At 62.6% G+C, this 24,007-nt stretch carries 22 protein-coding genes; 16 read left to right on the plus strand and 6 right to left on the minus strand.

Annotation, left to right across the window (positions count from 1 at the left end; translation table 11 throughout):
* Window positions 1-119: 119 nt before the first annotated feature.
* Genes NKH30_RS05555 through NKH30_RS05570 form a run of 4 tightly spaced genes read right to left on the minus strand, consistent with a single transcriptional unit; the run spans window position 120 to window position 5,041 of the window.
* Window positions 120-1,424, minus strand: a complete 1,305-nt coding sequence (locus NKH30_RS05555) for an NAD(P)/FAD-dependent oxidoreductase (protein ID WP_352539286.1) — start codon at window positions 1,422-1,424, stop codon at window positions 120-122.
* Complete coding sequence (locus NKH30_RS05560) at window positions 1,424-2,809, minus strand: glutamine synthetase family protein (RefSeq protein ID WP_352539287.1); 1,386 nt, start codon at window positions 2,807-2,809, stop codon at window positions 1,424-1,426. Before NKH30_RS05560 ends, NKH30_RS05555 begins: the two co-directional genes overlap by 1 nt.
* Window positions 2,802-4,097, minus strand: a complete 1,296-nt coding sequence (locus NKH30_RS05565; protein WP_352767900.1) for a nucleotide disphospho-sugar-binding domain-containing protein — start codon at window positions 4,095-4,097, stop codon at window positions 2,802-2,804. Before NKH30_RS05565 ends, NKH30_RS05560 begins: the two co-directional genes overlap by 8 nt.
* Before the next feature lie 5 nt (window positions 4,098-4,102).
* On the minus strand, window positions 4,103-5,041 hold the full coding sequence (locus tag NKH30_RS05570; RefSeq protein WP_352539288.1) for a GntR family transcriptional regulator: 939 nt from the start codon (window positions 5,039-5,041) through the stop codon (window positions 4,103-4,105).
* A gap of 231 nt (window positions 5,042-5,272) precedes the next feature.
* Here NKH30_RS05570 and NKH30_RS05575 point away from each other — a divergent pair, with 231 nt between their 5' ends.
* From NKH30_RS05575 to NKH30_RS05610, 8 genes are all read left to right on the plus strand, one after another.
* Window positions 5,273-6,337 (plus strand): polyamine ABC transporter substrate-binding protein, encoded by a 1,065-nt coding sequence (locus tag NKH30_RS05575; protein WP_352539289.1) that lies wholly within the window; start codon window positions 5,273-5,275, stop codon window positions 6,335-6,337.
* A gap of 105 nt (window positions 6,338-6,442) precedes the next feature.
* The gene (locus tag NKH30_RS05580) at window positions 6,443-7,285 is read left to right on the plus strand and encodes an ABC transporter permease (RefSeq protein WP_352539482.1); all 843 of its coding nucleotides are present in this window, start codon (window positions 6,443-6,445) and stop codon (window positions 7,283-7,285) included.
* Window positions 7,278-8,072 carry an ABC transporter permease gene (locus NKH30_RS05585; RefSeq protein WP_352539290.1) on the plus strand — a complete coding sequence of 265 codons (795 nt, stop codon included), beginning with the start codon at window positions 7,278-7,280 and terminating at the stop codon, window positions 8,070-8,072. Before NKH30_RS05580 ends, NKH30_RS05585 begins: the two co-directional genes overlap by 8 nt.
* Entirely contained in the window at window positions 8,069-9,142 is a 1,074-nt protein-coding gene (locus NKH30_RS05590; RefSeq protein WP_352539291.1) for an ABC transporter ATP-binding protein, read from the plus strand. The genes NKH30_RS05585 and NKH30_RS05590 overlap by 4 nt, the downstream gene beginning before the upstream one ends.
* A 17-nt stretch (window positions 9,143-9,159) precedes the next feature.
* The gene (locus NKH30_RS05595) at window positions 9,160-10,434 is read left to right on the plus strand and encodes a glycosyltransferase (protein WP_352539292.1); all 1,275 of its coding nucleotides are present in this window, start codon (window positions 9,160-9,162) and stop codon (window positions 10,432-10,434) included.
* Window positions 10,431-10,778 (plus strand): cupin domain-containing protein, encoded by a 348-nt coding sequence (locus tag NKH30_RS05600; protein ID WP_352539293.1) that lies wholly within the window; start codon window positions 10,431-10,433, stop codon window positions 10,776-10,778. Before NKH30_RS05595 ends, NKH30_RS05600 begins: the two co-directional genes overlap by 4 nt.
* 23 nt (window positions 10,779-10,801) lie before the next feature.
* Window positions 10,802-11,146 (plus strand): cupin domain-containing protein, encoded by a 345-nt coding sequence (locus tag NKH30_RS05605; RefSeq protein ID WP_352452935.1) that lies wholly within the window; start codon window positions 10,802-10,804, stop codon window positions 11,144-11,146.
* Window positions 11,147-11,307: 161 nt separating this feature from the next.
* Window positions 11,308-12,816 (plus strand): aldehyde dehydrogenase family protein, encoded by a 1,509-nt coding sequence (locus tag NKH30_RS05610; RefSeq protein ID WP_352539294.1) that lies wholly within the window; start codon window positions 11,308-11,310, stop codon window positions 12,814-12,816.
* Between the two features lie 127 nt (window positions 12,817-12,943).
* Here the strand turns inward: NKH30_RS05610 and NKH30_RS05615 are convergent, their stop codons facing one another.
* A complete protein-coding gene (locus tag NKH30_RS05615) occupies window positions 12,944-14,275 on the minus strand; it encodes a PQQ-dependent sugar dehydrogenase (RefSeq protein WP_352539295.1) in 1,332 nt (443 codons plus the stop codon).
* A 399-nt stretch (window positions 14,276-14,674) separates the two neighbouring features.
* Here NKH30_RS05615 and NKH30_RS05620 point away from each other — a divergent pair, with 399 nt between their 5' ends.
* Window positions 14,675-15,634, plus strand: coding sequence for a DMT family transporter (locus tag NKH30_RS05620; protein ID WP_352469816.1), 960 nt, complete (start codon window positions 14,675-14,677; stop codon window positions 15,632-15,634).
* 68 nt (window positions 15,635-15,702) lie between these two features.
* On the opposite strand, the gene NKH30_RS05625 is transcribed toward NKH30_RS05620, so the two are convergent.
* Window positions 15,703-16,941, minus strand: a complete 1,239-nt coding sequence (locus NKH30_RS05625) for an ROK family transcriptional regulator (protein ID WP_352469619.1) — start codon at window positions 16,939-16,941, stop codon at window positions 15,703-15,705.
* A 101-nt stretch (window positions 16,942-17,042) separates the two neighbouring features.
* Here NKH30_RS05625 and NKH30_RS05630 point away from each other — a divergent pair, with 101 nt between their 5' ends.
* The 7 genes from NKH30_RS05630 to NKH30_RS05660 are packed head-to-tail and all read left to right on the plus strand — an operon-like array spanning window position 17,043 to window position 23,933.
* The gene (locus tag NKH30_RS05630) at window positions 17,043-18,308 is read left to right on the plus strand and encodes an ABC transporter substrate-binding protein (protein WP_023675509.1); all 1,266 of its coding nucleotides are present in this window, start codon (window positions 17,043-17,045) and stop codon (window positions 18,306-18,308) included.
* Between the two features lie 57 nt (window positions 18,309-18,365).
* Window positions 18,366-19,304, plus strand: coding sequence for a carbohydrate ABC transporter permease (locus NKH30_RS05635; RefSeq protein ID WP_352466746.1), 939 nt, complete (start codon window positions 18,366-18,368; stop codon window positions 19,302-19,304).
* On the plus strand, window positions 19,297-20,199 hold the full coding sequence (locus NKH30_RS05640; RefSeq protein WP_292660005.1) for a carbohydrate ABC transporter permease: 903 nt from the start codon (window positions 19,297-19,299) through the stop codon (window positions 20,197-20,199). The genes NKH30_RS05635 and NKH30_RS05640 overlap by 8 nt, the downstream gene beginning before the upstream one ends.
* A 10-nt stretch (window positions 20,200-20,209) precedes the next feature.
* Entirely contained in the window at window positions 20,210-21,307 is a 1,098-nt protein-coding gene (locus tag NKH30_RS05645) for an ABC transporter ATP-binding protein (protein ID WP_352448125.1), read from the plus strand.
* A gap of 4 nt (window positions 21,308-21,311) precedes the next feature.
* Window positions 21,312-22,085, plus strand: a complete 774-nt coding sequence (locus NKH30_RS05650; RefSeq protein ID WP_352994495.1) for an SDR family NAD(P)-dependent oxidoreductase — start codon at window positions 21,312-21,314, stop codon at window positions 22,083-22,085.
* 37 nt (window positions 22,086-22,122) lie between these two features.
* Complete coding sequence (locus NKH30_RS05655) at window positions 22,123-23,124, plus strand: sugar phosphate isomerase/epimerase family protein (protein ID WP_352994498.1); 1,002 nt, start codon at window positions 22,123-22,125, stop codon at window positions 23,122-23,124.
* Window positions 23,121-23,933 carry an SDR family NAD(P)-dependent oxidoreductase gene (locus NKH30_RS05660; RefSeq protein WP_352448128.1) on the plus strand — a complete coding sequence of 271 codons (813 nt, stop codon included), beginning with the start codon at window positions 23,121-23,123 and terminating at the stop codon, window positions 23,931-23,933. Before NKH30_RS05655 ends, NKH30_RS05660 begins: the two co-directional genes overlap by 4 nt.
* Window positions 23,934-24,007: the final 74 nt, after the last annotated feature.

Genomic DNA, 24,007 nt, shown 5'->3' on the forward strand with positions numbered 1-24,007 from the left:
ACCGACTCGCGACCATTGCCTGCGGACCATATTCAAGCATCGATCAAGTCGGACGCCGCCGCGAAATCAGCCGTTAATCGCTTGGTGGCGGCGCTCGGCCTCATTGCGCATGCCTGCGCTCAATGTTTGATGCGGTCACGCATTGCGTACCAAAGCATGCCGAGCACATAGAGCGGGCCGCGCAGCGCCGTACCGCCGGGGAACGGCAGCGGGCTTAGGGTCGAAAACAGATCGAGCCGCGAAGCATCCGCGGTGATCGCCTCAGCGAGCAGCTTGCCCGACAACGTCGACAGGATCACCCCCTTGCCCGAATAGCCATGCGCAAAATAGACGTCGCCATAGCGACCGACATGCGGCAGGCGCGATGTCGTCACCGAGACCAGCCCGCCCCAGGCGTGATCGATGCGGCGGCCGCGCAATTGCGGAAAGGTCTCTTCCATGTGCGGCCGCACGAAGCCGGCAATGTCGGCGGGCGGCGACGGCGTATAGCGCTCGCCGCCGCCGAACAGCAGGCGTCCATCCGCCGACAGCCGGTAGTAATTGACGACGAAGCGCGTGTCGGAGACGGCCACATTGCTTGGGACGACGTCGGTCGTGTCGCCCAGCGGCTCGGTGGCGATGATGTAGTTGCCGACCGGCATGATGCGGCTGTTGACGCGCGGCTCAAGCCCGTGGAGCAGCGCATCGCCGGCCAGTACGACATGCCTGGCCCGGACCGAGCCTTTGGCCGTCGAAACCCGGGGGGAAGGTTCCCGCTCCAGCCGCAGCGCCACCGAATTCTCGTGGATGGTGACGCCCGCCGCAGCCGCGGCGCGAGCAAGACCGAGCGTGTAGTTCAGCGGATGCATATGGCCACCGAGCTTCTCGTACATCGCGCCGTGATAAGGTGTGTTCACCATTCCGCGCGCCTGCGCTGCCGACAGCATCTCGACATCATGAAAGTTCATCACCGTAGAAAGGCACTCGGCCTCTTCTTCGAGGTCGCGCAGGTCGGAACCGTTGACCGCACCGGCCAGATGGCCGGTGAGCCTGAGGTCGCAATCGATGGCATGGCGCTCGATCAGACCGAGCACGAGGGCCCGCGCCTCGAAGGCGAGATCGAACAGCGCCCTCCCCCGTTCCGGCCCATATAGGTTGACCAGCCCCTTGGCGCCCTTGCGCAGGCCGGGGATCATCTGGCCGCCATTGCGCCCCGACGCCCCCCAGCCGATCTTGCCGCCTTCGAGCAGCACCACCTTCAGGCCGCGTTCGGCTGCATGAAAGGCTGCGGAGAGGCCGGTACAACCGCCGCCGACCACCACCAGATCGGCGTCGACGTCGCCCTGCAGCGCCGGATGGTCCGGAGCCGGATTGGCCGTCGCGACATAGTAGGATTTGCCGATATCCAGGCCGGAGTTGAAGCCCCCAGAATTGAAGCCCATCATCACACCTTGAGCAGCAGATGGTCGCGTTCCCAAGAGGTGACGACGCTCTGGAACAGGTCGAGCTCAACGCTTTTGACGCGCAAATAGGTCTGGAAGAAATCCTCGCCGAGCACCGCCCGAACCGGATCGCACGCAGCGAAGCGGTCGAGCGCCTCTTCCATGGTTTTGGGCAGCGTGCTCCTGCTGCGATAGGCATTGCCCGGCGCTTCCGTCGAACGAGCGATCTTCTCCTCGACGCCGAGATAACCGCAAAGCAGCGAGCCGGCTATCGCCAGATAGGGGTTGGCATCGGCGCCGGGCAGCCGATTTTCCACGCGCCGCGCGGTGCGCCCGCCGGCCGGCACACGCAGACCGCAGGAGCGGTTGTCGTGCGACCACTCGATGTTGGCGGGTGCACTGTGGTTCGGCCGGATGCGGCGGAACGAATTCACGTTCGGCGCAAACAGCGGCATCACCTCGGGAATGTATTTCTGCAGGCCGCCGATGAAATGCCCGAACATCTCGGTGTCGGCGCCGTCACGCCCGGCAAACAGCGTGTTGCCGGCCTCGTCGACGACAGACATATGGAGATGCATTGAGCTGCCGGCTTGTGCGGCTATCGGTTTGGCCATGAAGGTCGCCTGCATGCCACCTTCCTGCGCGGCCTGGCGCGTCATTCGCTTGAACAGCAACACCTTGTCTGCCAGCGGCAGCGCGTCGCCATGCAGGAAATTGATCTCCAGTTGGGCCGTGCCCGATTCATGGATGAGCGTGTCGAGCGGCAGTCCGGCTGCCGCAGCATAGCCATACAGGCGCCGGATCACCGGCTCGAATTGCTCCAGTGCCGCCATGTCATAGGGATGCTGCACGCTTTCGGAGCGGCCATTGCGCCCGACCGGCGCCATCACCGGCCTGTCGGGATCGGGATTGGGCGCGGTGAGATAAAATTCAAGCTCCGGCGCCACCACCGCCCGCCAGCCGCGCTGGCGATATAGATCGAGCACGGCCCGCAACACGTGCCGCGGCGAAGCCATCCACGGCCGGTCGTCCATGTGGAACGCATCGGCGAAGACATAGGCCTTGCCTGGCCCGCCACCGGGCGCCAGACAGAGTGTTGCGACATCCGGCACCATCCGCATGTCGGGGTCCTGGTAGGCGAACCCCTCGTCGACGGAACCGGAATAGCGGCCGTCGATGCTGACCAGGAACGCGCTGCTCGGCAGATAGAGTGCTCGGTCCTCGATCGCCTTGAGGAACTTGGCCGCTGGCAGGGCCTTGCCGCGCAGCACGCCGTTCATGTCGGGCACCAGGCACTCGACCTCGCTGACAGCGTGAGCGGCCAACCAGTCTTTCGGGTCGTTGGTGCCGTTCATGGTCGAGGCATCCGTTGTTGTGGTGTCAAGCATCAGGTCGGGTCCTTGCGAGAGCGAGAATGGCTTCGGCAGCCACGTCCGTTCCGGGTGTCAGCGCCATATGCACTGCATTCTCCCGGAGGCGTGCGCGCATTGCAGCATCGGCCATCAGGCCGAGAATGCTTCGCTCCAATTCGTCTTCCGTCCAGCCATCGCGGCTGATGTGGCGCCCGACGCCGGTTTCCTCGGCACGTTGCGCATTGTCATGCCCGTCCCAGCAATAGGGCATGACCAGCGACGGCACACCGAAACGCAGTGCTTCGCAAAAGCTGTTGTTGCCACCATGATGAATGAAGAGGTCGCATTTCGCCACGACCGAAGGCTGTGGAAACCAGGCATCGAGATAGACATTGTCCGGAACGGCGCGATAGCTGTCGCGCAGACCTCCGGCGTTGACAATGAAGCGGGCCGGCAGCCTGTCGAAAACGGCGAGCATCCGCTGGATCAGGCCGACATCCATGGCGCCAAGACTACCGAAACTGACATAAACCAGCGGTCCGCCATCGCGCGGAAAAACCGGCACGTCGAACGGCCCTTCCGAGCGAACGCAGCCTTCGAGATAGACGAAGCTGGCAGGGTCGAGCGGCTCGGCGCGCTGCCTTCGCACAATCGTTGGGGTCAGCAGCAGATTGAGGGCGGGCGAAGGTTCCAGAAAAAGACCCGTCGGCAAGGGCGCAAGACCGGCGTCGGTCCGAAGCCGATTGAAGCGGTCATGGGCTGGAGCGACCGCTGCCAGGTAGCGCGCCTCGAACGCCGCGCGGCTCGGGTCGTCGGCGGCGAGACCGGACAGATAGGGTGGCACATTGGCATCTGGAAGCTCAGTTTCGGCGCAGGAGACGACGCGCACCCACGGGCAGCCGGCGGTCGCCAATGCCGGGAACATGACGACGTTGTCGAGCACCACGGCGTCCGGCTTCAGCCGCGCCAGCAATTGGCGCAGTGGCGCCTCGGCGTTGACCGCAGTGTCTACAATTGCTTGCCAGGTCGGGGCAACGTAGGTTTCGAGCTGATCGATGGGGCTCAGCCTGAAATGCGGCAGATGACGGCGCACGAAGGCCTGCCAGTAGCTCTGGCGTTCGCTGTCGGTCAACGGGTCATCAGTCGGCAACTGGTATTCCTGAAACCCATAGTCGGCGAACACGCCAGAAAAGCCGGCATGGCAGATGAACACCGGGCGGGCGCCACGAGCGCGCAGGGCCTGCGCTATGCCAACGCAATTCAGCGCAGCGCCGAAGCTCGCTTCCGGAAACAGTGCGATGGTCGGGCTGCCTTTGCGCATGATCCACGTTATTCCGGCCGGCTGATCATGCCGAACAGCGCGGGCGCCCCGCGACTAGCCGCCTGCGGTCGCTGGCTGCGTGAAAGCCGCAGATGGACCCGAAGCAGATCGGCTGCAACCTCGTACTGCTGGCTCTCCAGATGGTCGAGTATGGTCAGATGCTCGCGCAATGATTGCTTCAGCCGGAAGACATTGACGCCGGCATACGTTCCCGGCAGCCGGCGCAGCCGGAGATGATCGGCCAACGCCTCGGCGACGAAGCGGTTGGCGGAGCCACCGGCGATCATCCCGTGAAAATCGATGTCCAGCCGTTGGAACTCTCTGGAATCGAATGCCGCGTCGGGAAGAGCCAGCAGCATTTCCATGCCCTGTCGCAAGGCTGCCGCGCGCGTCCCATCCAGTCGGAACCCAGGCTCCAGAAGGGCGGCGGGTTCCAGCAACAGCCGGAATTCATAGCTCTCCCCTTGTGCGCCAAGATCGTCCGGCGCTCTCCTGAAAAGCCAGGACTGCCCCGGCGCGCGGTCCAGAAGATTTTCCTCGGCCAGTTTCTTCAGCGATTTTAGTACCGTCCTGCGCTCGGCATTATACCGTCGCATCAGCGCTCCGACGGTGACCGTCTGGTCCAGCCGGCGCGCCGAGCGGTCTCGCAGGATCATGTCGGCAAGTTCATCCTCCTCGGCGCTCGGCAGGTCGGCGGCGACGGTCGCCTGGCTCGTGAGGTCTACCGCCAAGCGATAGCCGGACTCAGCCTCCCATCGAACCACGCCTTTTTCAGTGAGCAGACGCAGCGCGGCCCGCACCGGAGTTCGGGATACGTTGCAGAGCGAAGCGATCTGCTGCTCCGGGAGATGAGCGCCGGGTTCAAAGCCGCGTTTCCGGGCCACATCGAGAATGCGCTGTGCAAGGTCGAGATGGTTGGTGCGGGGACGTCGAGCTGCAACTTGCATGGCAATTCTCGTGAAGGATTTGGCGGCTGAGGTTTGGCCGATTGCCCTTGCGGATGCGATCGGCCGGGATTCACCGTAGTTTGACAAATTATGGATTGACGTACTTTTTTCTGCAATAGTACTGTGAGATCAATCGGCAATAAAAAGACCGGGGAACAGGATCAAAGCGGCTACGGCTGCAGGCGCTGGTCCGACGACTAGTTCGATGATCAACCAGAATGGGAGTCTGTCATGACCACCACCCACCTGCGGCACCGTCCGTTAAGGAAGTCCTTGATCGCACTTGGCCTTGGCCTGGCGCTGTCAGCGCCGGCGGCTGCCTCCGACCTCGTTATCTCCAACTGGGACGGCTACATGGCGCCGGATGCCATGAAAGCTTTCAAGGCGGCGACCGGTGTCTCCGGTGAAGTCGTGGTTCACGCCACTAACGAGGAGATCATGGGCAAGCTCGTCGCGTCCGGCGGCAAGGGCTATGACGTGGTCTTCGTCTCCTCGCCCTTCGCCGAAGTGTTGAACAAGCTCGGCCTGATCGAGGCGATCGACCATGCCAAGATCCCTAACCTCGCTAATCTCTATCCCGAGGCGGCGAAGCTGCCGCACGACGCCGGCAACAATTTTTCCGTGCCCTACACTTGGGGCACCACCGGCCTTTGCTACCGTTCGGATCTGGTGAAGGCGGAGCCGGTCAGCTGGAACGACCTTCTCGCCCCGTCCGATGCGCTCAAGGGCAAGACGACGATGCTGGCGACCGACCGCTGGCTGCTTGCCGCCGGCCAACTCGCCAAGGGCTATTCGGTGAACGAGACCGATCCGGCAAAGCTCGGCGAAGTCAAGGACCTGCTGATCTCGGCCAAGAAGACCTTGCTGGCCTATGACGACACGACCTTTTATTCAAAGCTGGTCTCGGGCGAGGCGCTGATGGTTCAGGCCTGGGATGGCTGGTGCAATTACGGGATCGCCGAGAATCCACAAATTAAATACACCATACCGAAAGAAGGCTCGGATCTCTGGGTCGATACGATGGTCGTGATGAAGGCATCGGCCAACAAGGACGCCGCCTTCCAGTTCATCAACTTCATGCTGGACGCCAAGAACCACGCCTGGGCGGCCCAGAACATCGACTACAAGGTACCGAACAAGCCGGCTATGGAAAGCCTGCCGGCGGATTTTCTCGCCAAATTTCCCAATATGAGCATGCCGGTGGCAGAGTTGGTCAAGTTCGAGCAGTTGCGCGATGTCGGCGATGCCCAACGCGACTACTCGAAGATCGTCAGCGAAATCAAGGCCGCGCAATAACCGACATCAAAATCAGAGATCCCGGTCGACGGCGGGGTTTCGCCGCCGACCGTTGAATGCGGTACCGCAATCTTGTCCCAAACAAGACTTCGCTCATTCTTGCTGATGACGCCGGCGCTGGCCTGGCTCACCGCCTTGATGGTCGTGCCATGCGCGCTGGTGCTGGCGCTCGCCTTCTTCCGGCGCGGCATCTATGGCGGCATCGATTACACTTTCACGCTGGAGAATTTCGGGCTGGTGTTCGACCCGCTCTATGCCGGCATCTTCCTCAATTCGGCGCGCATTGCCGGCACGGCAACCCTGGTCGCGGTGGTGATCGGCTATGCCGCCGCCTATGCGATCGCGGCAGCACCCCGGCAACTGCAGCCGGTGTTTCTGTTCTTTGCCGTCTTGCCCTTCTGGTCCAACTACCTGATCCGTACCTATGCCTGGATCGTGCTGCTCAACCGCGAAGGGCTGATCACACAACTGCTGCGCTGGTTCGGCTACACCGGCGAGCCGCCGTCGATGCTTTATACCGAAGGCGCCGTCATCGCCGGTCTGGTCTACAACTATCTGCCCTTCGTCATCCTGGCCTGCTACGCGCCGCTGTCGCGGCTCAATCCGGAGCTCGCAGAGGCCTCGCGCGATCTCGGCGCGTCGGCCGTGACCACATTTCGCCGGGTCATCCTGCCACTGACCGTGCCGGGTATCGCCGCCGGCGCTGTTTTCGTCTTCGTGCTGTCGATCGGCAATTTCGTGACCCCTGCTCTGCTCGGCGGTGGGCGCTTCCAGATGATCGGCAATGTCGTCTACGAGCAGTTCCTGACCGCCAATGACTGGCCCTTCGGTGCGGCACTGGCAATGGTGCTGATCGCCATCATGCTGCTGGTGCTGACGGCGCAGGCCCTGGCTGCTGATCGCGCCTCGGGCCGTGCCGCCGAAGCGAGAGGAGGCGCCGATGGGTGAGCGCTCCCTCGCCACGAGGCGCGCGCTCTGGCTCGTGCTTTCACTGGTCCTGGCCTTCCTCTACATCCCGATCGCCGTGCTGGTGGCGCTGTCGTTCAACCAAGGCGGGCTGCCGACCGTCTGGTCGGGCTTTTCGCTGAAATGGTATGTCTCGCTAATCGGAAACGCCGCAATCCTTTCTGCCGCGCTCAACACATTGATCGTGGCGCTTGTCTCGACCGCCATCGCCACGCTGCTCGGCACGCTGCTGGCGATCGGCGTCGAAATACGCCGGCAATACGGCAAAGGTCTCGAGGCGCTGATCTTTGCGCCGATGATCATTCCCGACATCGTGCTGGCGATCGCGCTGCTCAGCTTCTTCTCGATGCTTGATCTCACCTTGGGCCTGCACACCATCATCCTCGCCCATGTCGTCTTCAATCTCGCCTTCGTCTGCTCCGTGGTGCGCGCGCGGCTGAAAAGCTTCGACTGGTCGATCGTCGAGGCCTCTGCCGATCTCGGTGCTTCCGCGCTCACCACATTTCGGCGGGTGATGTTGCCGGTGATCCTGCCTGCCGTCGTCGCCGGCGCGCTGCTCGCCTTCACCCTTTCGGTCGACGAATTCATCATCGCCTTCTTCACCGCCGGCGCCGGCCGCGCCTCGACCACGCTGCCGATGCAGATCTATTCGATGATTCGCTTCGGCATCACGCCGGAGATCAATGCCTTGGCGACTATCGTCATGGCGGTCTCAATCACCGCGCTGACCCTGTCGCAGCGGCTCAACCGTGGGGTGATCGGCCAATGAACGAGCCCCGCACGCTGCTGGCGATCGACAACGTGTCGAAGAAGTTCGGCCGGGTGACGGCGGTCGACGGCGTTTCGCTGGATATCCGCGAGAACGAGTTCTTCGCCTTGCTTGGACCTTCGGGCTGCGGCAAGACAACGCTGCTGCGCATGTTGGCCGGCTTTGAGACGCCCAATGACGGGCGCATCCTGCTCGACGGCCGTGACATCGCCAGGACCCCGCCCAATAAGCGGCCGGTCAATCTGATGTTCCAGTCCTATGCGCTGTTTCCGCATATGAGCGTCAGGGCGAATGTTTCCTACGGCCTCGAAATGGAACGCTTGCCTGCAAAGGAAATCCGCTCCCGTGTCGACGCCATTTTGGCGACGACCGAACTCGTTGCCTTCGCCGACCGCAAGCCGGAGCAATTGTCTGGCGGGCAGAAGCAGCGCGTCGCGCTTGCCCGAGCGCTGGTCAAGCGACCACGGCTGCTTCTGCTCGACGAACCGCTTGGTGCACTCGACAAGAAATTGCGCGGGGCCATGCAACTGGAGCTGAAGCGGCTGCAGCACGAGGTCGGCATCACCTTCGTCATCGTCACCCATGATCAGGAGGAATCGCTCGTCATGGCCGACCGTATGGCAGTGCTCAGGGACGGCAAGCTGCTGCAATGCGATACACCCCATGCGGTCTACGAGCACCCGGGGGACCGTTTCGTCGCCGACTTCATCGGCGTCATGAATTTCGTACCGGGCAAAGCCGCCGGCGACGGCGTGCTGGCAAGCAACGGCGTGCGGATCGCCGGCGATGTTCCCGCAACAATTTCGCCCGGCGCTGCGGCGCTAGCTTCAGTGCGGCCCGAACGCATCCGGCTGTTCCCATCGGCAGAAACGGCCAACCGTATCTTCGGCGCGGTCGAGGCGCTGGCCTATCAGGGACTCGATCTGCAGCTGCACGTCCGCACCGCCCTGTCGCCAAAGCCGTTCCTGGTGCGCGTCACCGCCGACGCCGCCGACCGCCGCCCGGTCTCGTCGGGCGATACAGTCGAGCTCGGCTGGGATGCGGCTGACGTCAGAATTTTCGCGGATTGATCGAAGGAGAACCTCTCATGACGCAGAAGACGATCGCGTTCTTTCCGGAGGCCGCCTATGGCCCCGCGCTCAATTCCGTCGGCATAGCCCAGGCGATCGAGGCGCGCGGCCACAGAGCGGTGTTCCTGTCGGACCCCGGTTTCGTCGACGTCTACAAGGGCTACGGCTTCGAGGCTCATCCGGTGAACCTGTCCGAGCCGATGCCGCCGGAACAGATGGCCAAGTTCTGGGAAGACTTCATCAACGGCCACATCCCGAACTTCCGCAAATCGCCCTACGACCAGGTCGACAATTACGTGAAGGATTGCTGGACGGCGATCGTCGACAGCGCCAAATGGGCTGAGAAGGATCTGCCTGGCGTGCTTGCGACGATCAAGCCTGATGTCATCTGCGTCGACAACGTCATCCTGTTCCCGGCAATCAAGCAGTATGGCAAGCCCTGGGTGCGCGTCATCTCCTGCTCGGAAAACGAGATCGAGGACGAGGACATCCCGCCACATCTGTCCGGCTGCGGCGAGAACGACCACGCCTGCCATCGGCGTTACCGCGACCATTTCAACGCCGTCATCAAGCCGATCCATGACAACTTCAATGCGTTTTTGAAAGCGAACAACGAAGCGCCGTATCCGATCGGCCAGTTTTTCGAGGCCTCGCCGTACCTCAATCTGCTGCTTTATCCCGAGGCGGCGAAGTTCATGCGCCGCTATCCGCTCGACCCGGCAAAATTCCAATATCTGGAAGGCTGCGTGCGGCAGGAGAAGCCCTACACCGTGCCGGTTTTTGCGAAGAATAATGACGGGCCGCTGCTCTATGTTTCCTTCGGCAGCCTTGGCGCCGGCGATGTCGATCTGCTGAAGCGCATCGTCGCAACGTTGGGCAAGACGCGCTACCGGGCGCTGGTCAATGTCGGCGGCTACAAGGAGCAGTACGCGCAAGTGCCCGAAAACGTCATCGTCGAGAGCTGGTTCCCGCAGCCCTCGGTCATCCCGCAGGTCGATGCGGTGATCCATCATGGCGGCAACAACTCGTTCACCGAGTGCCTGTATTTCGGCAAGCCGGCGATCATCATGCCCTACGTCTGGGACGGCCACGACAATGCGACGCGGGTCGAGGAGACCGGCCACGGCTTCGGCATGCCGCGCTACGACTGGAGCGACGCCGAGCTCATCGCCAGGATCGAAACCTGCCTGACCGACCCGGCAATCAAGGCCAAGCTGGCCAAGACGTCGGCCCAGATGCAGTCGCAGAACGGCCCGGAGAAAGCGGCTGCTTTGCTGGAGAAATTACTGTGATCTCAGCCCCACACCTCCAGCAAGCCTCGACCCGCACCGACCTCGTCGACTGGGGCACCCAGCCCGACGCGCTGGAAGGCGCTTCGCACTCCACCGGCAGGCTGGTGCACAAGGGGCCGAACAACCAGCCGGAATCCGGCATCTGGGTCTGCACACCCGGTCGCTGGCGGCTGGCGATTCCGCGCGACGAATTGTGCCATTTCGTTGCCGGCCGCGCGACCTACAGATCGGACGACGGCGAGGTGATCGAGGTATCCGCCGCCACGGTTGTCATGTTCCCGGCCGGTTGGACCGGCGAATGCACCGTCCACGAGACCATCCGCAACGTTTACATGCTGGCCTAAAGCCGGCCACTGGAGCTCCCGACATGCCGACACCGATCATGAAATCGCCGCTCGCCCTCACCGACCTGGTCGACTGGGGCGTCATCCCCACCCTGATCGAGGGCGAATCCCGCACTTCCGGCAAGCTGCTGCACAAGGGGCCGGAGGGCCGCTCCGAATGCGGACTGTGGGTCTGCACGCCGGGCAAATGGCGCTGCCACGTCACCCGCGACGAGTTCTGCCATTTCCTCGAGGGACGCTGCACCTATGTCCACGAATCCGGCGAGGTGATCGAGATCGAACCGGACACCGCAGCGTTCTTTCCGCAGGACTGGAAGGGCGTCTGCACCGTCCACGAGACCATCAAGAAAGTTTACATGATCCGCTGAACCTTCTCGATAATTCTACCCTACCGGACACCTGACGCCGTTTTCTCCGCTTCCGATGCTCACGGACTTTAATGTCCGCTCCGCTTCGGTTCTCGAAAACCACGCCGCCTGTCTCGGCAGGGTGAATTCTCAAAAAGTTTCCGTGCACACGGGAGGACAGAATGGACTTTTCACCTGACCGGCCGACCTTCTTCGTCAATCCGGATTATCGGCCAATGACCGGTGCGGCAAAACCGGTGATCGATCCGGCGACGCTCGAAACCGTCGGCGCGATCACCGCAGCCAGCAACGGCGAGATCGACGCCGTGCTCACCGCAGCGACCAAGGCGCAAACGGCCTGGAAAAAGCTCGACGCCAAGAGCCGTGCCCGGCATCTGCACGCCGTCGCGAACGCCATCGAAGCGGCCGACTTCACGCGCTGCGCCGAGCTGATGGTGCACGAGATGGGCAAACCCTATCCGGAGGCGATCGGCGAGATCGCCAATTGCGCGCCGATCTTCCGCTATTACGCCGAAATGGCGCGTGACGACGCCGGCAAGATCGCCGGCACGACGCAGGCCGGTTCGTTCCAGTATGCCCGCTACGAGCCCTACGGCACGTCGGTGCACATCATGCCTTACAATTTTCCGATCCTGTTGATGTGCTGGACCGTCGCCGCCTCGCTTGCCGCCGGCAATGCCTGCGTGATCAAGCCCGCCGAAGCGACAACATTGTCGACGCTGGATTATATAACCGTGTTTCGCTCCCTGCCGGAGGGCCTGGTTTCCTGCATGCCAGGCGGAGCAGCAACGGCGCAGGCGCTGATCGCCTCGGACCGCACGCATGCGGTTGCTTTCACCGGTTCGGTCGCCGCCGGCAAGGCTGTCGCCGTCGCATGTGCAGAGCGCATGAAGCCTTGCGTCATCGAGGCCGGCGGCAGCGATCCCCTGATCATCAGCCAACACGCCCCACTGGACGTGGCGGCTGCCGGCAGCGTCACGGCTGCCTTCCATCTCACTGGCCAGGTCTGCACTTCGGCCGAACGGTTCTTCGTGGTTGATGCCGTTCACGACCGCTTCGTCGATCTGTTTGCCGAGAAAACGCGCGCGCTGCGTATCGGCAACGGCCTCGACAAAACCGAGATCGGACCGCTGGTCAGCGAGGCCGCGCGTGCGAAGGTCATCCGGCTGGTCGACGGTGCGATCCGCAGCGGTGCCAAAGCGATCACCGGCGGACGCATTCCGCCGGCACATAATGTAGGCTGGTTCTACGAGCCGACCATCCTGACCGGCATCACCGCCGATATGGCAATCGTGCGCGAAGAGTGTTTCGGGCCGGTCGCCGCAATCTGCCGGGTCAAGGATTTCAACGAGGCGATAGAGCTTGCCAACGACAGCCCCTTCGGTCTCGGCGCCTCGGTCTTCACCACCGATCTTGCCGAAGCGCATGAGGCCGCGGAGCGGCTCGAGGCCGGCATGGTCTGGGTCAACAATCCGCTGATAGACAATGACGCGTTGCCGTTCGGGGGCTGGAAGGCTTCGGGCCTCGGCCGCGAGCTCGGCCGCCAGGGTCTGGATGCATTCCGCCGCTCGAAGATGGTCATCATCGACCACAGACCGGAGATTCAGGGCTGGTGGTATCCCTATCCTGACAGCTGGTTCCGCGAGGCAGGCGGGCGCAAGCATGTTTGACACGACTATCTTCGGGCGTGCTGCTAGCTAAGTGTTTAGGATATCCGCCTCCGCCGAATGCAGCCATATCGGGCGTGGCGCTGTAGCCGAAGGCTGGTGAGATCGGAATCAGAAAGGCCACCTGCGCTCAACGGCCATTCGCCCGGCGGACCCGCCAGATGACATTACCGACGTCGTCGGCGACGAGCAGTGCGCCAGTCTGATCGATAGCGACGCCGACCGGCCTGCCCATCGCCTCGTCATTACGCCCGATGAAGCCAGTGAGCACGTCTTCCGGAGGACCGCTCGGTTTGCCACCATGGAACGGCACGAAGATGACCTTGTAGCCGCTATGCACGCTTCTATTCCACGAGCCGTGCTGGCCGACGAAGGCGCCGTTGCCGTAGGCCGGACCGAGCCGCGCGCCTTTGGAGAAGGTCAGTCCCAGCGAGGCGGTATGAGAGCCCAGGGCGTAATCGGGCTTGATCGCTGCCGCCACGAGATCGGGGCGCTGCGGCTTGACGCGTTCGTCGACGTTCTGTCCGTAGTAGCTGTAGGGCCAACCGTAGAAAGCGCCGTCACGAACCGAGGTCATGTAATCCGGCACAAGGTCGTCGCCGATCTCGTCACGCTCGTTCACGGCGACCCAAAGCTGGCCAGTCTCAGGATTCCAGGAGAGCCCGTTCGGGTTGCGCAGGCCCGAGGCGAAGACCCGAATGCGGCGGGTAGACCGATCCACTTGAAGGACAGCGGCGCGGTTCTTCTCGGCGGCTATGCCGTTTTCTCCAACGTTGCTGTTGGAACCAACGGTGACATAGAGCTTGCGTCCATCCGGAGTTGCGATCACGTCCTTGGTCCAATGATGGTTGAGGTCCCCGGCCGGCAAGTCGATGATCTTTTCCGGCGACGTGCTGACTCGGGTCTGGCCATTGGAGTAGGGGAAAGCGACGAGCGCGTCGGTATTCGCGACAAAGAGTTTGCCTTTGGACAGCGTCATGCCGAAGGGCGAATTGAGGCCTTCCGCGAACGTCGTGCGCACATCCGCAATGCCGTCGCCATCGGTGTCGCGCAGGAGCGTGATGCGGTTGGCGCTTTTGGTCGCGGCGCCAGCCCGCTTCATAGCCAGGTCCATGAAGACCTTTCTAAGACTGAAGCCTTCATCATGCTTGGCAGGGGCATTGGTTTCAGCAACCAGCACGTCGCCGTTCGGAAGCACATGTAGCCAGCGCGGATGGTCGAGGCCGGTGGCGAAGGCGTTCACCGTCAGCCCCTTCGCCGGGGTCGGCATACCTTCTTTCTGCCAGCCTTTCGCCTCCGCGATGTTAACAGTCGGGATCAGCGTCGGTCTTGGTTTCGGTAAAGTGGGGTTGGGGCCATAGCCGGTTATTGCCCCGGTTTTTTGCGCCGGAATCCCAGCGCAGCTTGCCATGACGGTGCCCAACACCGCTACGAGTACGCTTCCTCGGAAGCCGGCATGCATCGGACGTCCTCCGCATGGATCTGTGTCGCGCTCTTTGTGCAAACGGAAGTCAGTGGCTTATTCTTCCAATTGCTTCGAAACAGCGGCGCTCGTGATCCTAGGAACCAGGAATTCGCGACAGATCTGCTCTCGGTAGAAATATGGCGCGAGAAGATTGCGGCAACCGCGCGAATATCTGTCGCGCGATATGAATCTCACATTCGTGTCGCGCGAAATCGATACGGCTTGCGCTTTTCGGTATCGAGTTGCTCATGGGCCAACATGCGTTCGAATGGAAGGAGACCGTGAACGGCGGGACCCACAATGACCCACCGATTGCGCCAGCTGGTGAAACAGCTGTTGTTGCTGCTTAGCAAGACGCTGCCAATCTGCTAAAGTCTGCGGTGGGAGGAGACGGATATCCAATCGCTGCCGATAGCACATCCAAGTGTAGCGAAGGCGACACCCGGCGCATCACTTCCGCTCGCCTATTCCCTCGCGACGCTCTGCTGGCTCCTGTCGGCCGGCGTCTATATCGCCGCCAAGTGGGTTGCCCCCGAGATGCCGCCTTGGGCGCTCTGCTTCTGGCGGCTGACGCTCGCGTGCGCGATCCTGCTGCCTATCGTCCATCGTCATCACGGGGCGATGCTCGTGCTGATCCAATCCCGGGTGATCGAGGTGCTGGTCATCGGCACTATCGGACTAACCTTGTGTCAGGGCATGATCTACACGGGCCTCAACTATACCAACGCGACGACCGCCGGCATCATCATGGCGCTGTCGCCGATCATGACCATGGTGCTTGCCCGCTTCGTGCTCGGCGAGCCCCTCGGTGTCTGGAAAGCGCTTGGAGCGCTGGTCGCTCTGGCTGGGATGGTGGTGATCGTGGCGCGCGGCGACCTTGCCGCGCTGATGCAGCTGCAGTTCAATCCCGGCGAGTTGTGGATCGTCGGCAGCGCGTTTTGTTGGGGCCTCTACACCGTGCTGCTGCGTCGCGCCAAATTCGCTATCGAGCTTCTGCCGATGGTGGTCCTGCTGCTGGGAGCCGGCGCGCTGGCCGCACTGCCCTTCTATCTCTGGGAACTGTTTTCCGGGGATCGTTCGGCGCTGCATGCGAACGGCCTTCTGGCTCTCGCCTATGTTGCCGGCCCCGGCGGCGCTCTGATGTACTATCTCTACAACCGTAGCGTCGAGACGCTTGGTGCGGGGCGCGCCAGCATGCTGCTCTATCTCCAGACCGCCTTCGTCGCCGTTCTCGCTTATCTGGTCCTTGGCGAAAGCTTGCACGACTACGATCTCGCCGGCGCCGCCTTCATCATCGCCGGCCTGCTGCTCGCCACCGCGATCAAGCCGAGGCAGCGCACGGTGCGTGTCGCGTAGGCAAACATCAGTTCCGCTGCTTCGGCGAGCAGCTCGCAAAATCAGAGCGCCACCCGAAGCAAGCCGGGTCACTGAAGTCGGCTGTTGTGACGCAGCACGAGGCCGACCGCGCCGAGCAATGCGTCGTTCTCCGTGTGCTTGCCAACGATTATCCGCGTGCGCAGCGCAGGCGCCACATCGCGGGACTTGATGAGCGTGTGGCGTTCATATGATGCGATCAGTGGCGCCAGGAGAATGTCGCCCGCCAAGGCCATGCGGCCGCCGATGATGATGAGCGGCGGATTGAGAACCGAACCGATCAGGCCAAGGCCACGGCCGGCGAACTCGGCGGTGTCCTCGATCATCCGCAGCGCCCTCACGTCGCCCTGCTCGGCCATCATGATCACGTCGTCCATCGTGACCGGCCGCCGCACGATGCGCGAAATCTGCTCGAGCGGTCGGGCAAAGCTGGCATAGAGCTCCAGGCATCCTCGATTGCCGCACCGGCAAAGGTCGCCGCCGGGATCGATGCTGATGTGCCCGAATTCGCCGGCGCCGCCGGCGATGCCGCTCACCAGCCGACCGTGCTGGACAATGGCCCCGCCGACGCCCAGATCGACCTTGAACAGCACGAAGTCGTCCTGGCCGACGGCCGCACCCCACATCAGCTCCGCAATGGCCGAGCAGTTGCTCTCATTGTCGGCGAAGATCGGCTGTTCGAGGACCGGCCCGAACACATCGCGGATGTTGACCCCGGCCCAGGTCGGAACGATACTCGCGCGCAGCACCACTCCTTCGCGGCTGACTGGGCCCGAGACGGAGACCCCAACCCCCAGGAGCCCCGCCATCGGCAGACCGTTCTCTTCATAGCATCGGGCAATTACTGACTTGGCGAGCTGGGCCGCTTGTTGCGGCTGGTAGTCCAGACCCATGGGGATGGTTTGTTCGGCAACGAAAGAATGCGAGACGTCAGCGACGACACACCGCATCTCGTCGAGGCCCAGATGGATGCCGACGCAGGTGCCCGCAGCGGGATTGAGCGTCAATGTCGTGGCAGGCCTGCCAATACCCCTCGCCGCGTCATGATGGGCCGGGGATTCGATTACCATCCCCGACTTTCTCAAGCCATTGAGCGCGGTTGAAACCGTCGACCGCGCCAAACCGGTAATGCGGGTAATTTGCGACGCAGAAAGCACGCCGCGCTCGCGCAGGCATCGGACGATCAGGCTCTCCGGCGACGCGGACGGCCTGTCGATTAGCCAATTTCTAAGCGAAGGTTTGTTCATGATGGGCACAAAGCACGTTGACTGATAGCCCAGATATGTCATCTTGGAAAGAACGGAGATTACTGCATCTCGCCGGCCACGCCCTCAAATCGCGGGCCACAAGCGGTCGATACGAACCGTGCATCATATATGGGAGTGAAACGATGAAATACCTGAGGACGGCCTTTGCGGCCGCTACCGCCTTCACCTTGATTACCGGAACAGCCCTCGCGGAGCCGAAGACCAACCTCTTGCATCAATGGGCCACCGGATCGGACGCCCAGGCTATCGCCAAGCTCGGCGAGATGTTTACCGCCAAGGGTGGCACCTGGCAGCAGACCTCCATCGCGGGCCATACGGCCAATACCCTGGCCAAACTGCGTGCCGATGTGATCGCCGGCAACGCCCCTCCCGCTGTGCAGCTAAAGGGTCCCGAGATCGCCGAATGGAACGAGACGGGCATGACAGCCAATCTCGACGACCTGGCGAAAGCGGAAAATTGGGAGAAGGTCGTCGCTCCCGAATTGCTGCCGGTGATGAAGCCGACCGGGAATTGGGTGGCCGCGCCGATGAACATCCACCGCATCAACTGGCTGTGGGCATCGCCGAAGGTCATGAAGGACGCGGGCGTCACCGAGATGCCGAAGACATGGGCGGAATTCAATGCCGCCTGCGACAAGATCGTGGCCAGCGGCAAGATCTGCATTTCGCACTCGACCGCCGACTGGACCGACTCGACCGTCTTCGAAGTGGTCGTGTACGGTCAGGACCTCGATCTCTACAAGAAAGCCTTCGTCGAGGGCGACGTCGACGCCATGCGCAGCGACGGCATGGTCAAGGCCTTCGAGCAGTTCCGCACCATGACCTCGAAGTACATGGACCCCGGCATGAACGGGCGTGACTGGGATACCATGTCGCATCTGGTCGGCCGCGGCGAGGCCGCCTTTCACATCATGGGCGACTGGACGATCGGCCTGCTGACGGCCGGCGGCTTCAAGGAGGGCACCGACTATGTCTGCGCCCAGGCGCCGACCGATTGGGGCAAGCCGGGCTTCATCCTGAATTCAGATTCGGTCGTGTTCTTCAAGCAGAAGGACCCGGACTATATCGAGGGACAGAAGCTGCTTGCCAGCATCATCCTGTCGCCCGAATTCCAGACCATTTTCAATCAGACCAAAGGGTCCATTCCGGCGCGCCTCGATGTCGATCTTTCGAACGGCTTCAATCCCTGCCAGCAACTCTCGCAAAAGGATTTGCAAGCCTCGATCGCCGCCGGCACGCTCGTGCGTTCGATGGCGCACAACATGACGGTTCCGCAAAAGGTCCGCGGCGCAATAATGGATAGCATCACGGAGTTTGTAGCAACGCCGGATATGAGTGCGCAGGACGCGGCCAATGCGATGGCGGATGCGGCCGAAGCGCAGAAGTGACGCTGCCGATGATGGCCGGGGGCGAAGCTGCCGGCCAGACCTCGCCGGAGCAGCCCGATGTCCACCCATGATCTGATTGTACCAGCCGCAGCTGCCGCGGCCCGTCCGTGGCGCGAGCGCCTGGGCACGATGGTGCCCATTCTGGTGCTGGCGCCGTCGATAGCGGCGAGTTTCATCTATGTTTTCGTCTTCACGCTCTGGACGCTCTACATCTCGCTGTCCAATTCGTCGCTGTTGCCGACCTATGGGTTCGTCGGCCTGGACAATTACGCTTCGCTCTGGGCAAACCGGCGCTGGAACATCGCCTATACCAATCTCTTCCTGTTCAGCGGCTTCTATATCGTTGGCTCGATGGCCGTTGGCCTGCTGCTCGCGATCGCGATCGACCAGCGCGTCCGCGGCGAGGCGGTTTGGCGCACCATCTTTCTCTACCCGTTGGCGGTGTCCTTCATCGTCACCGGTACGGTGTGGAGTTGGCTCTATAATCCTGTCGATGGTATCCAGGCCTTCGTTCGCGGACTTGGCTGGACCGACTTCAGCTTCGCCCTGACGGCCAACCGCAACACTGCGATCTATGCGGTGATCATAACCGGTATCTGGCAGTCGTCCGGCTTCGCAATGGCACTTTTCCTGGCCGGTCTGCGGTCGGTCGATCCGGATCTCGTCAAGGCCGCGCAAATCGACGGCGCGTCGGTTTTCCGGACCTATCGGAGGGTCATCCTGCCAACCATCGCCCCGATATTCCTGGCGGTGGCGGTCATTCAGATACAATTCGCCATCAAGACCTTCGACCTGGTGGCGGCGTTGACGCGAGGCGGCCCAGGTGTGTCCACCACCTTCCCCGCCATCTATGTCTACGACCTGATGTTCCAGCGCGGCCAAATCGGCGAAGGTGCCGCCGCGGCGATGATGATGCTCGCTGCGGTCGCGGTTGTGCTGGTGCCGTATTCCTTGTGGATCGTCTGGCGCCGGCGAGCGGAGGGCCGCAATGGCTGAAATTGCCCCTAATGCCCGTTTTGATCCGGAAGAAGCCGCTGCCACGCGCCGGCATTTCTGGAGCCGCTTCCTTGTCTATGCCGTGCTGACGCTTTTCGCGGTCGTCTATCTCGTGCCGCTGCTGGTGGTGATCTTCAACTCATTGCGCGAGCAGTCGGAGATTGCCCGCAACGGCCTCATCTCCGTACCGCGCAGCTTCCGGTTCGATGCGTGGGCGCAGGCCTGGGGATCCTACTGCGTCAGCGGTACCTGCGAGGGAATGAAGCGCAATTTCTTCAACTCCCTGGCCATGACGATCCCCGCCACCATCATCTCGACCATTCTCGGCGCCATGAACGGCTACATCCTCTCCAAATGGCGCTTCAGGGGCTCCGAACTGATCTTCAATCTGATGCTGCTCGGCGTATTCATGCCCGGCCAGATTTCGTTGATGCCGTGGGCGTTCCTGCTCGGCAAGCTCGGCCTGACCAATTCCACATACGGGCTGGTGTTGATCCACGTCGTCCAGGGCATCTCGTTCACCACCCTGTTCTGCCGCAATTTCTACGTCAGCATACCGGACGACCTGATCAAGGCGGCACGCATCGACGGCGCCGGGTTCTGGCGGATCTTCCGCAAGATCATCCTGCCCCTGTCGCCGCCCATCCTGATCGTCACCGTCATCTGGCAGTTCACCGGCATCTGGAACGAGTATCTGTTCGGCGTCGTCTTCACATCGGGCCAGCAGCAGCCGATCACAGCGGCACTGGTCGCGCTCACGGCCGGCGGCACGACCGCGCGTGCTTACGATGTGATGAGCGCAGCCGTGCTGATCGGCGCGTTGCCTCCGCTGCTGATCTATCTGTTTGGTGGAAAATACTTCGTGCGCGGCCTCACCCAGGGCGCCATAAAATGAGGCGTCGCCCATGTCCGCGTTGATGATCCGCAACCTTCACAAGAGCTATGGCTCGCTCGAGATTCTTGCCGGCATCGATCTCGAGGCTAAGACCGGAGAATTCGTCGCCCTTGTCGGCCCGTCGGGTTGCGGCAAGTCAACCTTGCTCGCCATGATCGCCGGACTGGAAACCGTCACGTCGGGCGAGATATGGATCGGCGACCGGCTGGTGAACTCGGTGCAACCCAAGGACCGCGATATTGCGATGGTGTTCCAGTCATACGCTCTCTATCCCACCATGACGGTGCGCCAGAACATCACCTTCGGCATGGAGAGCCGCGGCGTGCCAAAAGCGGCGCAGGCGGAAGCTGTCCAGCGGGTTACCGCACTCCTGCAGATCGAACAGCTGCTTAAACGCAAGCCCGGCCAGCTCTCGGGAGGCCAGCGGCAGCGCGTTGCGATGGGGCGTGCCCTCGTGCGCGACCCGAAGCTGTTTCTGTTCGACGAGCCCTTGTCCAACCTCGACGCCAAGCTGCGCGTCGACATGCGTACCGAAATCAAGAAGCTTCACCATCGCGTCGGCAAGACCACGGTGTATGTCACCCATGATCAGGTCGAGGCGATGACGCTTGCATCCCGCATTGCGGTGATGAACCAGGGCTCGGTACAGCAGTTCGACACGCCGAAACGGATCTACGACCGGCCGACCAACATGTTCGTTGCCGGTTTCATGGGATCGCCGGCGATGAATTTCATTCCCGCCCGGCTTACGGGCTCGACCAGCATCTCGGTACGCGCCGCTGACGGCAGCGACGTCAGCCTCGCCCTTGCCGCGCCGATGCCCGCCGGCGCGCCAAAGGACGTCGTGCTCGGTATCCGGCCGGAACACATCTACCGTTTCACGACCGATCTGAAGTCGCGCAAACCTGCTGTAGCGTCCATGCAGGCGCCGGTCGAATTGGTCGAGCCTACCGGGGCCGAGACGCTTGCCGTGCTCAGGCTGGGTGACCTGGAGATCACCGGCCGTTTCGAGCCGGATGACGCTCCCGTCATGGGCGAGACGATAACGCTCGGCATCGACATGTCGCGCGCCTGTCTGTTCGATCCAACAACCAAGGCGCTTCTGTAGTTTGATGTCCGTACAATTCGCGACTTATCCAAGCTTGACCGATCGGGTCGTGCTGATCTCCGGCGGCGCCTCCGGTATTGGCGCCGATATGGTCCGCGCCTTCGTGGCGAACGGCGCCCGGATAGCCTTTCTCGATGTGCAGGACGAACCAGCGGAGGCGTTGGTGCGCGAGCTCGCTGGTGCCGCCGGGCAGGCTCCGTTATATCTCCATTGCGATGTGACCGACGTCGATGCGCTAAAGGCGTCGGTAGCACGCGTACGCGCGCGGCTTGGTCCGGTCGCCGTCCTGGTGAATAACGCAGCCAATGATCAGCGCCATCCCCTCGACGCGATAACGGCCGACTATTGGGACCGCAGCTTCGATGTCAATCTGAGGCATCACTTCTTCGCCGCGCAGGCAGTGCATCCGCATATGAAGGAACTCGGCTTCGGCTCGATCATAAACTTCTCCTCCATTGCCTGGCGGTTCGGAGCGGACCAGATGGTGGCCTATGCCACCGCCAAGGGGGCCGTGGTGGCGCTGACGCGTGCGTTGGCGCGGTCGTTCGGACCGGATAACATCCGCGTCAATGCGATCGAACCCGGCGCCGTCATGACCGAGCGGCAGCGCGAGCTGTGGTTCAAGACGCAGGAGGCAGTCGACCAGACGGTGCAGCGGCAATTGATCCGCCGCGTCCTGCTGGGCGAGGAGATTGCACGCACGGTGCTCTTCCTGGCAGCCGACGACAGCCGCATGATCACCAAACAGTCCATTACCGTCGATGCCGGTCTGCGCTAGTGACGCCTCTCCGCTCTCCATTGGAACCGCCAAGCTGATGCTTCGTCTCGGCCTCAACCCCTACGGACTGACCTATCATCTCGGACTGCAGGGCCGCGGCACGCCGCGGCACAATCCGCACGGCGCGGGGCTGGAAGGCTTCATCACGCTGGGGCAGGAACTGGGCGCACGCACGCTCGAGATCTACGAACCCTGGTTGACCGACTTGACTGACGCCGAAATCGTCGCGCTGCGCAGGCGTCTTGCCGCGCTGGACATCGTCCCGGTGGTGAGCGGCGGACTGCTGGTGGCAGGTCCGCTGGACACCGCCTTCCGGGCTGCGCGCCTGCTCGAGGCGACGACGATCCGCATCGCACTGACGCCTGTCCTGTGCGGCGACCGCAATGCGTGGGGTCCGAAATGGAGCGAGTTCAACGCAACGATTCGCGCTGCCTTGACGGAATGGGGGCCGCGTGCGGCGGCCGAGGGACGCGTGCTCGGCATCGAGAACCATCAGGACTTCGGCAGCGACGAACTGGCTGCGTTCTGCGAACTTGGCGGGCCGGGTGTCGGCATCACCTACGACACCGGCAACACCTTTCCTGTCGGCGAGGCGCCGCTTGCCTTCACGCGCCGGATCGCGCCCCATGTCCGCCACGTTCACCTCAAGGACTATCGCGTCCAGTTCACGGATGAGGGCTATCGCCTGGTCCGCTGCGCGATCGGCGACGGCGCGGTGCCTTTCGCCGAACTGGCAGCCATCCTTGGCGAGCACCACGACACGCTGACGGCGGTGCTTGAGCCCGGCGCGCTGGAGGCTCGTCACGTTCGCTGTCTCACCGACGACTGGTGGAACGGATATGCGCCGAAGACCGCCCGCGAATTCGCGGCCTGCCTGAGTGCCGCGCGCCTGAACCGCCTTGCGGACGACGCCGACTACCGCACGCCATGGGAGCGCAATGATGACGGTGCGCTCGTTTCGTACGAGCTCGACATGATCCGGCGCAGCGCCGCCAACATGATGAAATTCGATTTCATTGCAATGGAGAAATCAGCATGACTGCCCGAGAACTCAGCGGCCTGACCGCCTTCGTCACCGGCTCGGGACGCGGCCTCGGCCGCGTGATGGCCGACCGCTTGGCCGAACTTGGCGCAAACGTCGCGGTCCACGACCTCGATTGGGCCCGGCCATCTCAATATGGCGAATTCGCGGACCTCGGCGACTCTGCCAGGGGCTTGGAGAAGCATGGGACGCGCATCACCGCGGTCACCGGCAACATCGGCGACAAGCAAGCTGTCGCGGAAATGAAGAGGAAGATCGAGGCGGAGCTCGGCGACGTGCACGTCTTGGTAAACTGCGCCGGCGGCGACATCGGCGCCAAGGGCGTAAAGCCCAATCCCAACAACGCACTGGACATCGACTACGAAGACATCAAGGTTCTAACCGAGAACAACCTCATCGGCACGATGCTGGTCTGCCAGGCGTTCGTTCCGCCGATGGTCAAGCGTGGCTCGGGCTCGGTGATCAACATCGCCTCGGCGGCAGCGCATATCGGCTGCTCGCCCGAGGTGGTCTACTCGACGCTCAAGGCGGCTGTCGTCCATTATACGCGCTGCCTCGCCAAGGAACTGATCGACGATGGCGTACGCGTCAATGCGGTGAGCCCCGGCGCCACCAAGACGGCACGGTTCCAAGCGAGCCGCGTGGTCGATCCACAGCGCATGGATTCGAGCAAGAAATCGCTGAACCGGTACGCGGAGCCTGAAGAGATCGCCGAAGCGGTGGCCTTCCTCGCCGGTCCGCGCGCGCGCTTCATCAACGGGCAGGTAATCCGCGTCGATGGCGGTTTCACGATCTTTCCAGGTTAGGCCGCCATCGTCCATACCGGGTACCGGAAGCAACTTCGCCATCGCGCGCTGTAGATAGCTCCGCCCGAGTTCGG

Source organism: Mesorhizobium sp. M1273 (assembly GCF_040318195.1).
Classification (GTDB): Bacteria; Pseudomonadota; Alphaproteobacteria; order Rhizobiales; family Rhizobiaceae; genus Mesorhizobium.

Excerpts from the sequence above, each read along its gene's own strand:
- NKH30_RS05625 (WP_352469619.1), bottom strand. The coding sequence starts at position 16,941 with ATGACATATCTGGGCTATCAGTCAACGTGCTTTGTGCCCATCATGAAC.
- NKH30_RS05655 (WP_352994498.1), top strand. The coding sequence starts at position 22,123 with ATGCTTCGTCTCGGCCTCAACCCCTACGGACTGACCTATCATCTCGGA.
- NKH30_RS05560 (WP_352539287.1), bottom strand. The coding sequence starts at position 2,809 with ATGCTTGACACCACAACAACGGATGCCTCGACCATGAACGGCACCAAC.
- NKH30_RS05650 (WP_352994495.1), top strand. The coding sequence starts at position 21,312 with ATGTCCGTACAATTCGCGACTTATCCAAGCTTGACCGATCGGGTCGTG.
- NKH30_RS05660 (WP_352448128.1), top strand. The coding sequence starts at position 23,121 with ATGACTGCCCGAGAACTCAGCGGCCTGACCGCCTTCGTCACCGGCTCG.
- NKH30_RS05645 (WP_352448125.1), top strand. The coding sequence starts at position 20,210 with ATGTCCGCGTTGATGATCCGCAACCTTCACAAGAGCTATGGCTCGCTC.
- NKH30_RS05590 (WP_352539291.1), top strand. The coding sequence starts at position 8,069 with ATGAACGAGCCCCGCACGCTGCTGGCGATCGACAACGTGTCGAAGAAG.
- NKH30_RS05610 (WP_352539294.1), top strand. The coding sequence starts at position 11,308 with ATGGACTTTTCACCTGACCGGCCGACCTTCTTCGTCAATCCGGATTAT.
- NKH30_RS05580 (WP_352539482.1), top strand. The coding sequence starts at position 6,443 with ATGACGCCGGCGCTGGCCTGGCTCACCGCCTTGATGGTCGTGCCATGC.
- NKH30_RS05570 (WP_352539288.1), bottom strand. The coding sequence starts at position 5,041 with ATGCAAGTTGCAGCTCGACGTCCCCGCACCAACCATCTCGACCTTGCA.
- NKH30_RS05575 (WP_352539289.1), top strand. The coding sequence starts at position 5,273 with ATGACCACCACCCACCTGCGGCACCGTCCGTTAAGGAAGTCCTTGATC.
- NKH30_RS05635 (WP_352466746.1), top strand. The coding sequence starts at position 18,366 with ATGTCCACCCATGATCTGATTGTACCAGCCGCAGCTGCCGCGGCCCGT.
- NKH30_RS05630 (WP_023675509.1), top strand. The coding sequence starts at position 17,043 with ATGAAATACCTGAGGACGGCCTTTGCGGCCGCTACCGCCTTCACCTTG.
- NKH30_RS05615 (WP_352539295.1), bottom strand. The coding sequence starts at position 14,275 with ATGCATGCCGGCTTCCGAGGAAGCGTACTCGTAGCGGTGTTGGGCACC.
- NKH30_RS05605 (WP_352452935.1), top strand. The coding sequence starts at position 10,802 with ATGCCGACACCGATCATGAAATCGCCGCTCGCCCTCACCGACCTGGTC.
- NKH30_RS05585 (WP_352539290.1), top strand. The coding sequence starts at position 7,278 with ATGGGTGAGCGCTCCCTCGCCACGAGGCGCGCGCTCTGGCTCGTGCTT.
- NKH30_RS05555 (WP_352539286.1), bottom strand. The coding sequence starts at position 1,424 with ATGATGGGCTTCAATTCTGGGGGCTTCAACTCCGGCCTGGATATCGGC.
- NKH30_RS05595 (WP_352539292.1), top strand. The coding sequence starts at position 9,160 with ATGACGCAGAAGACGATCGCGTTCTTTCCGGAGGCCGCCTATGGCCCC.
- NKH30_RS05640 (WP_292660005.1), top strand. The coding sequence starts at position 19,297 with ATGGCTGAAATTGCCCCTAATGCCCGTTTTGATCCGGAAGAAGCCGCT.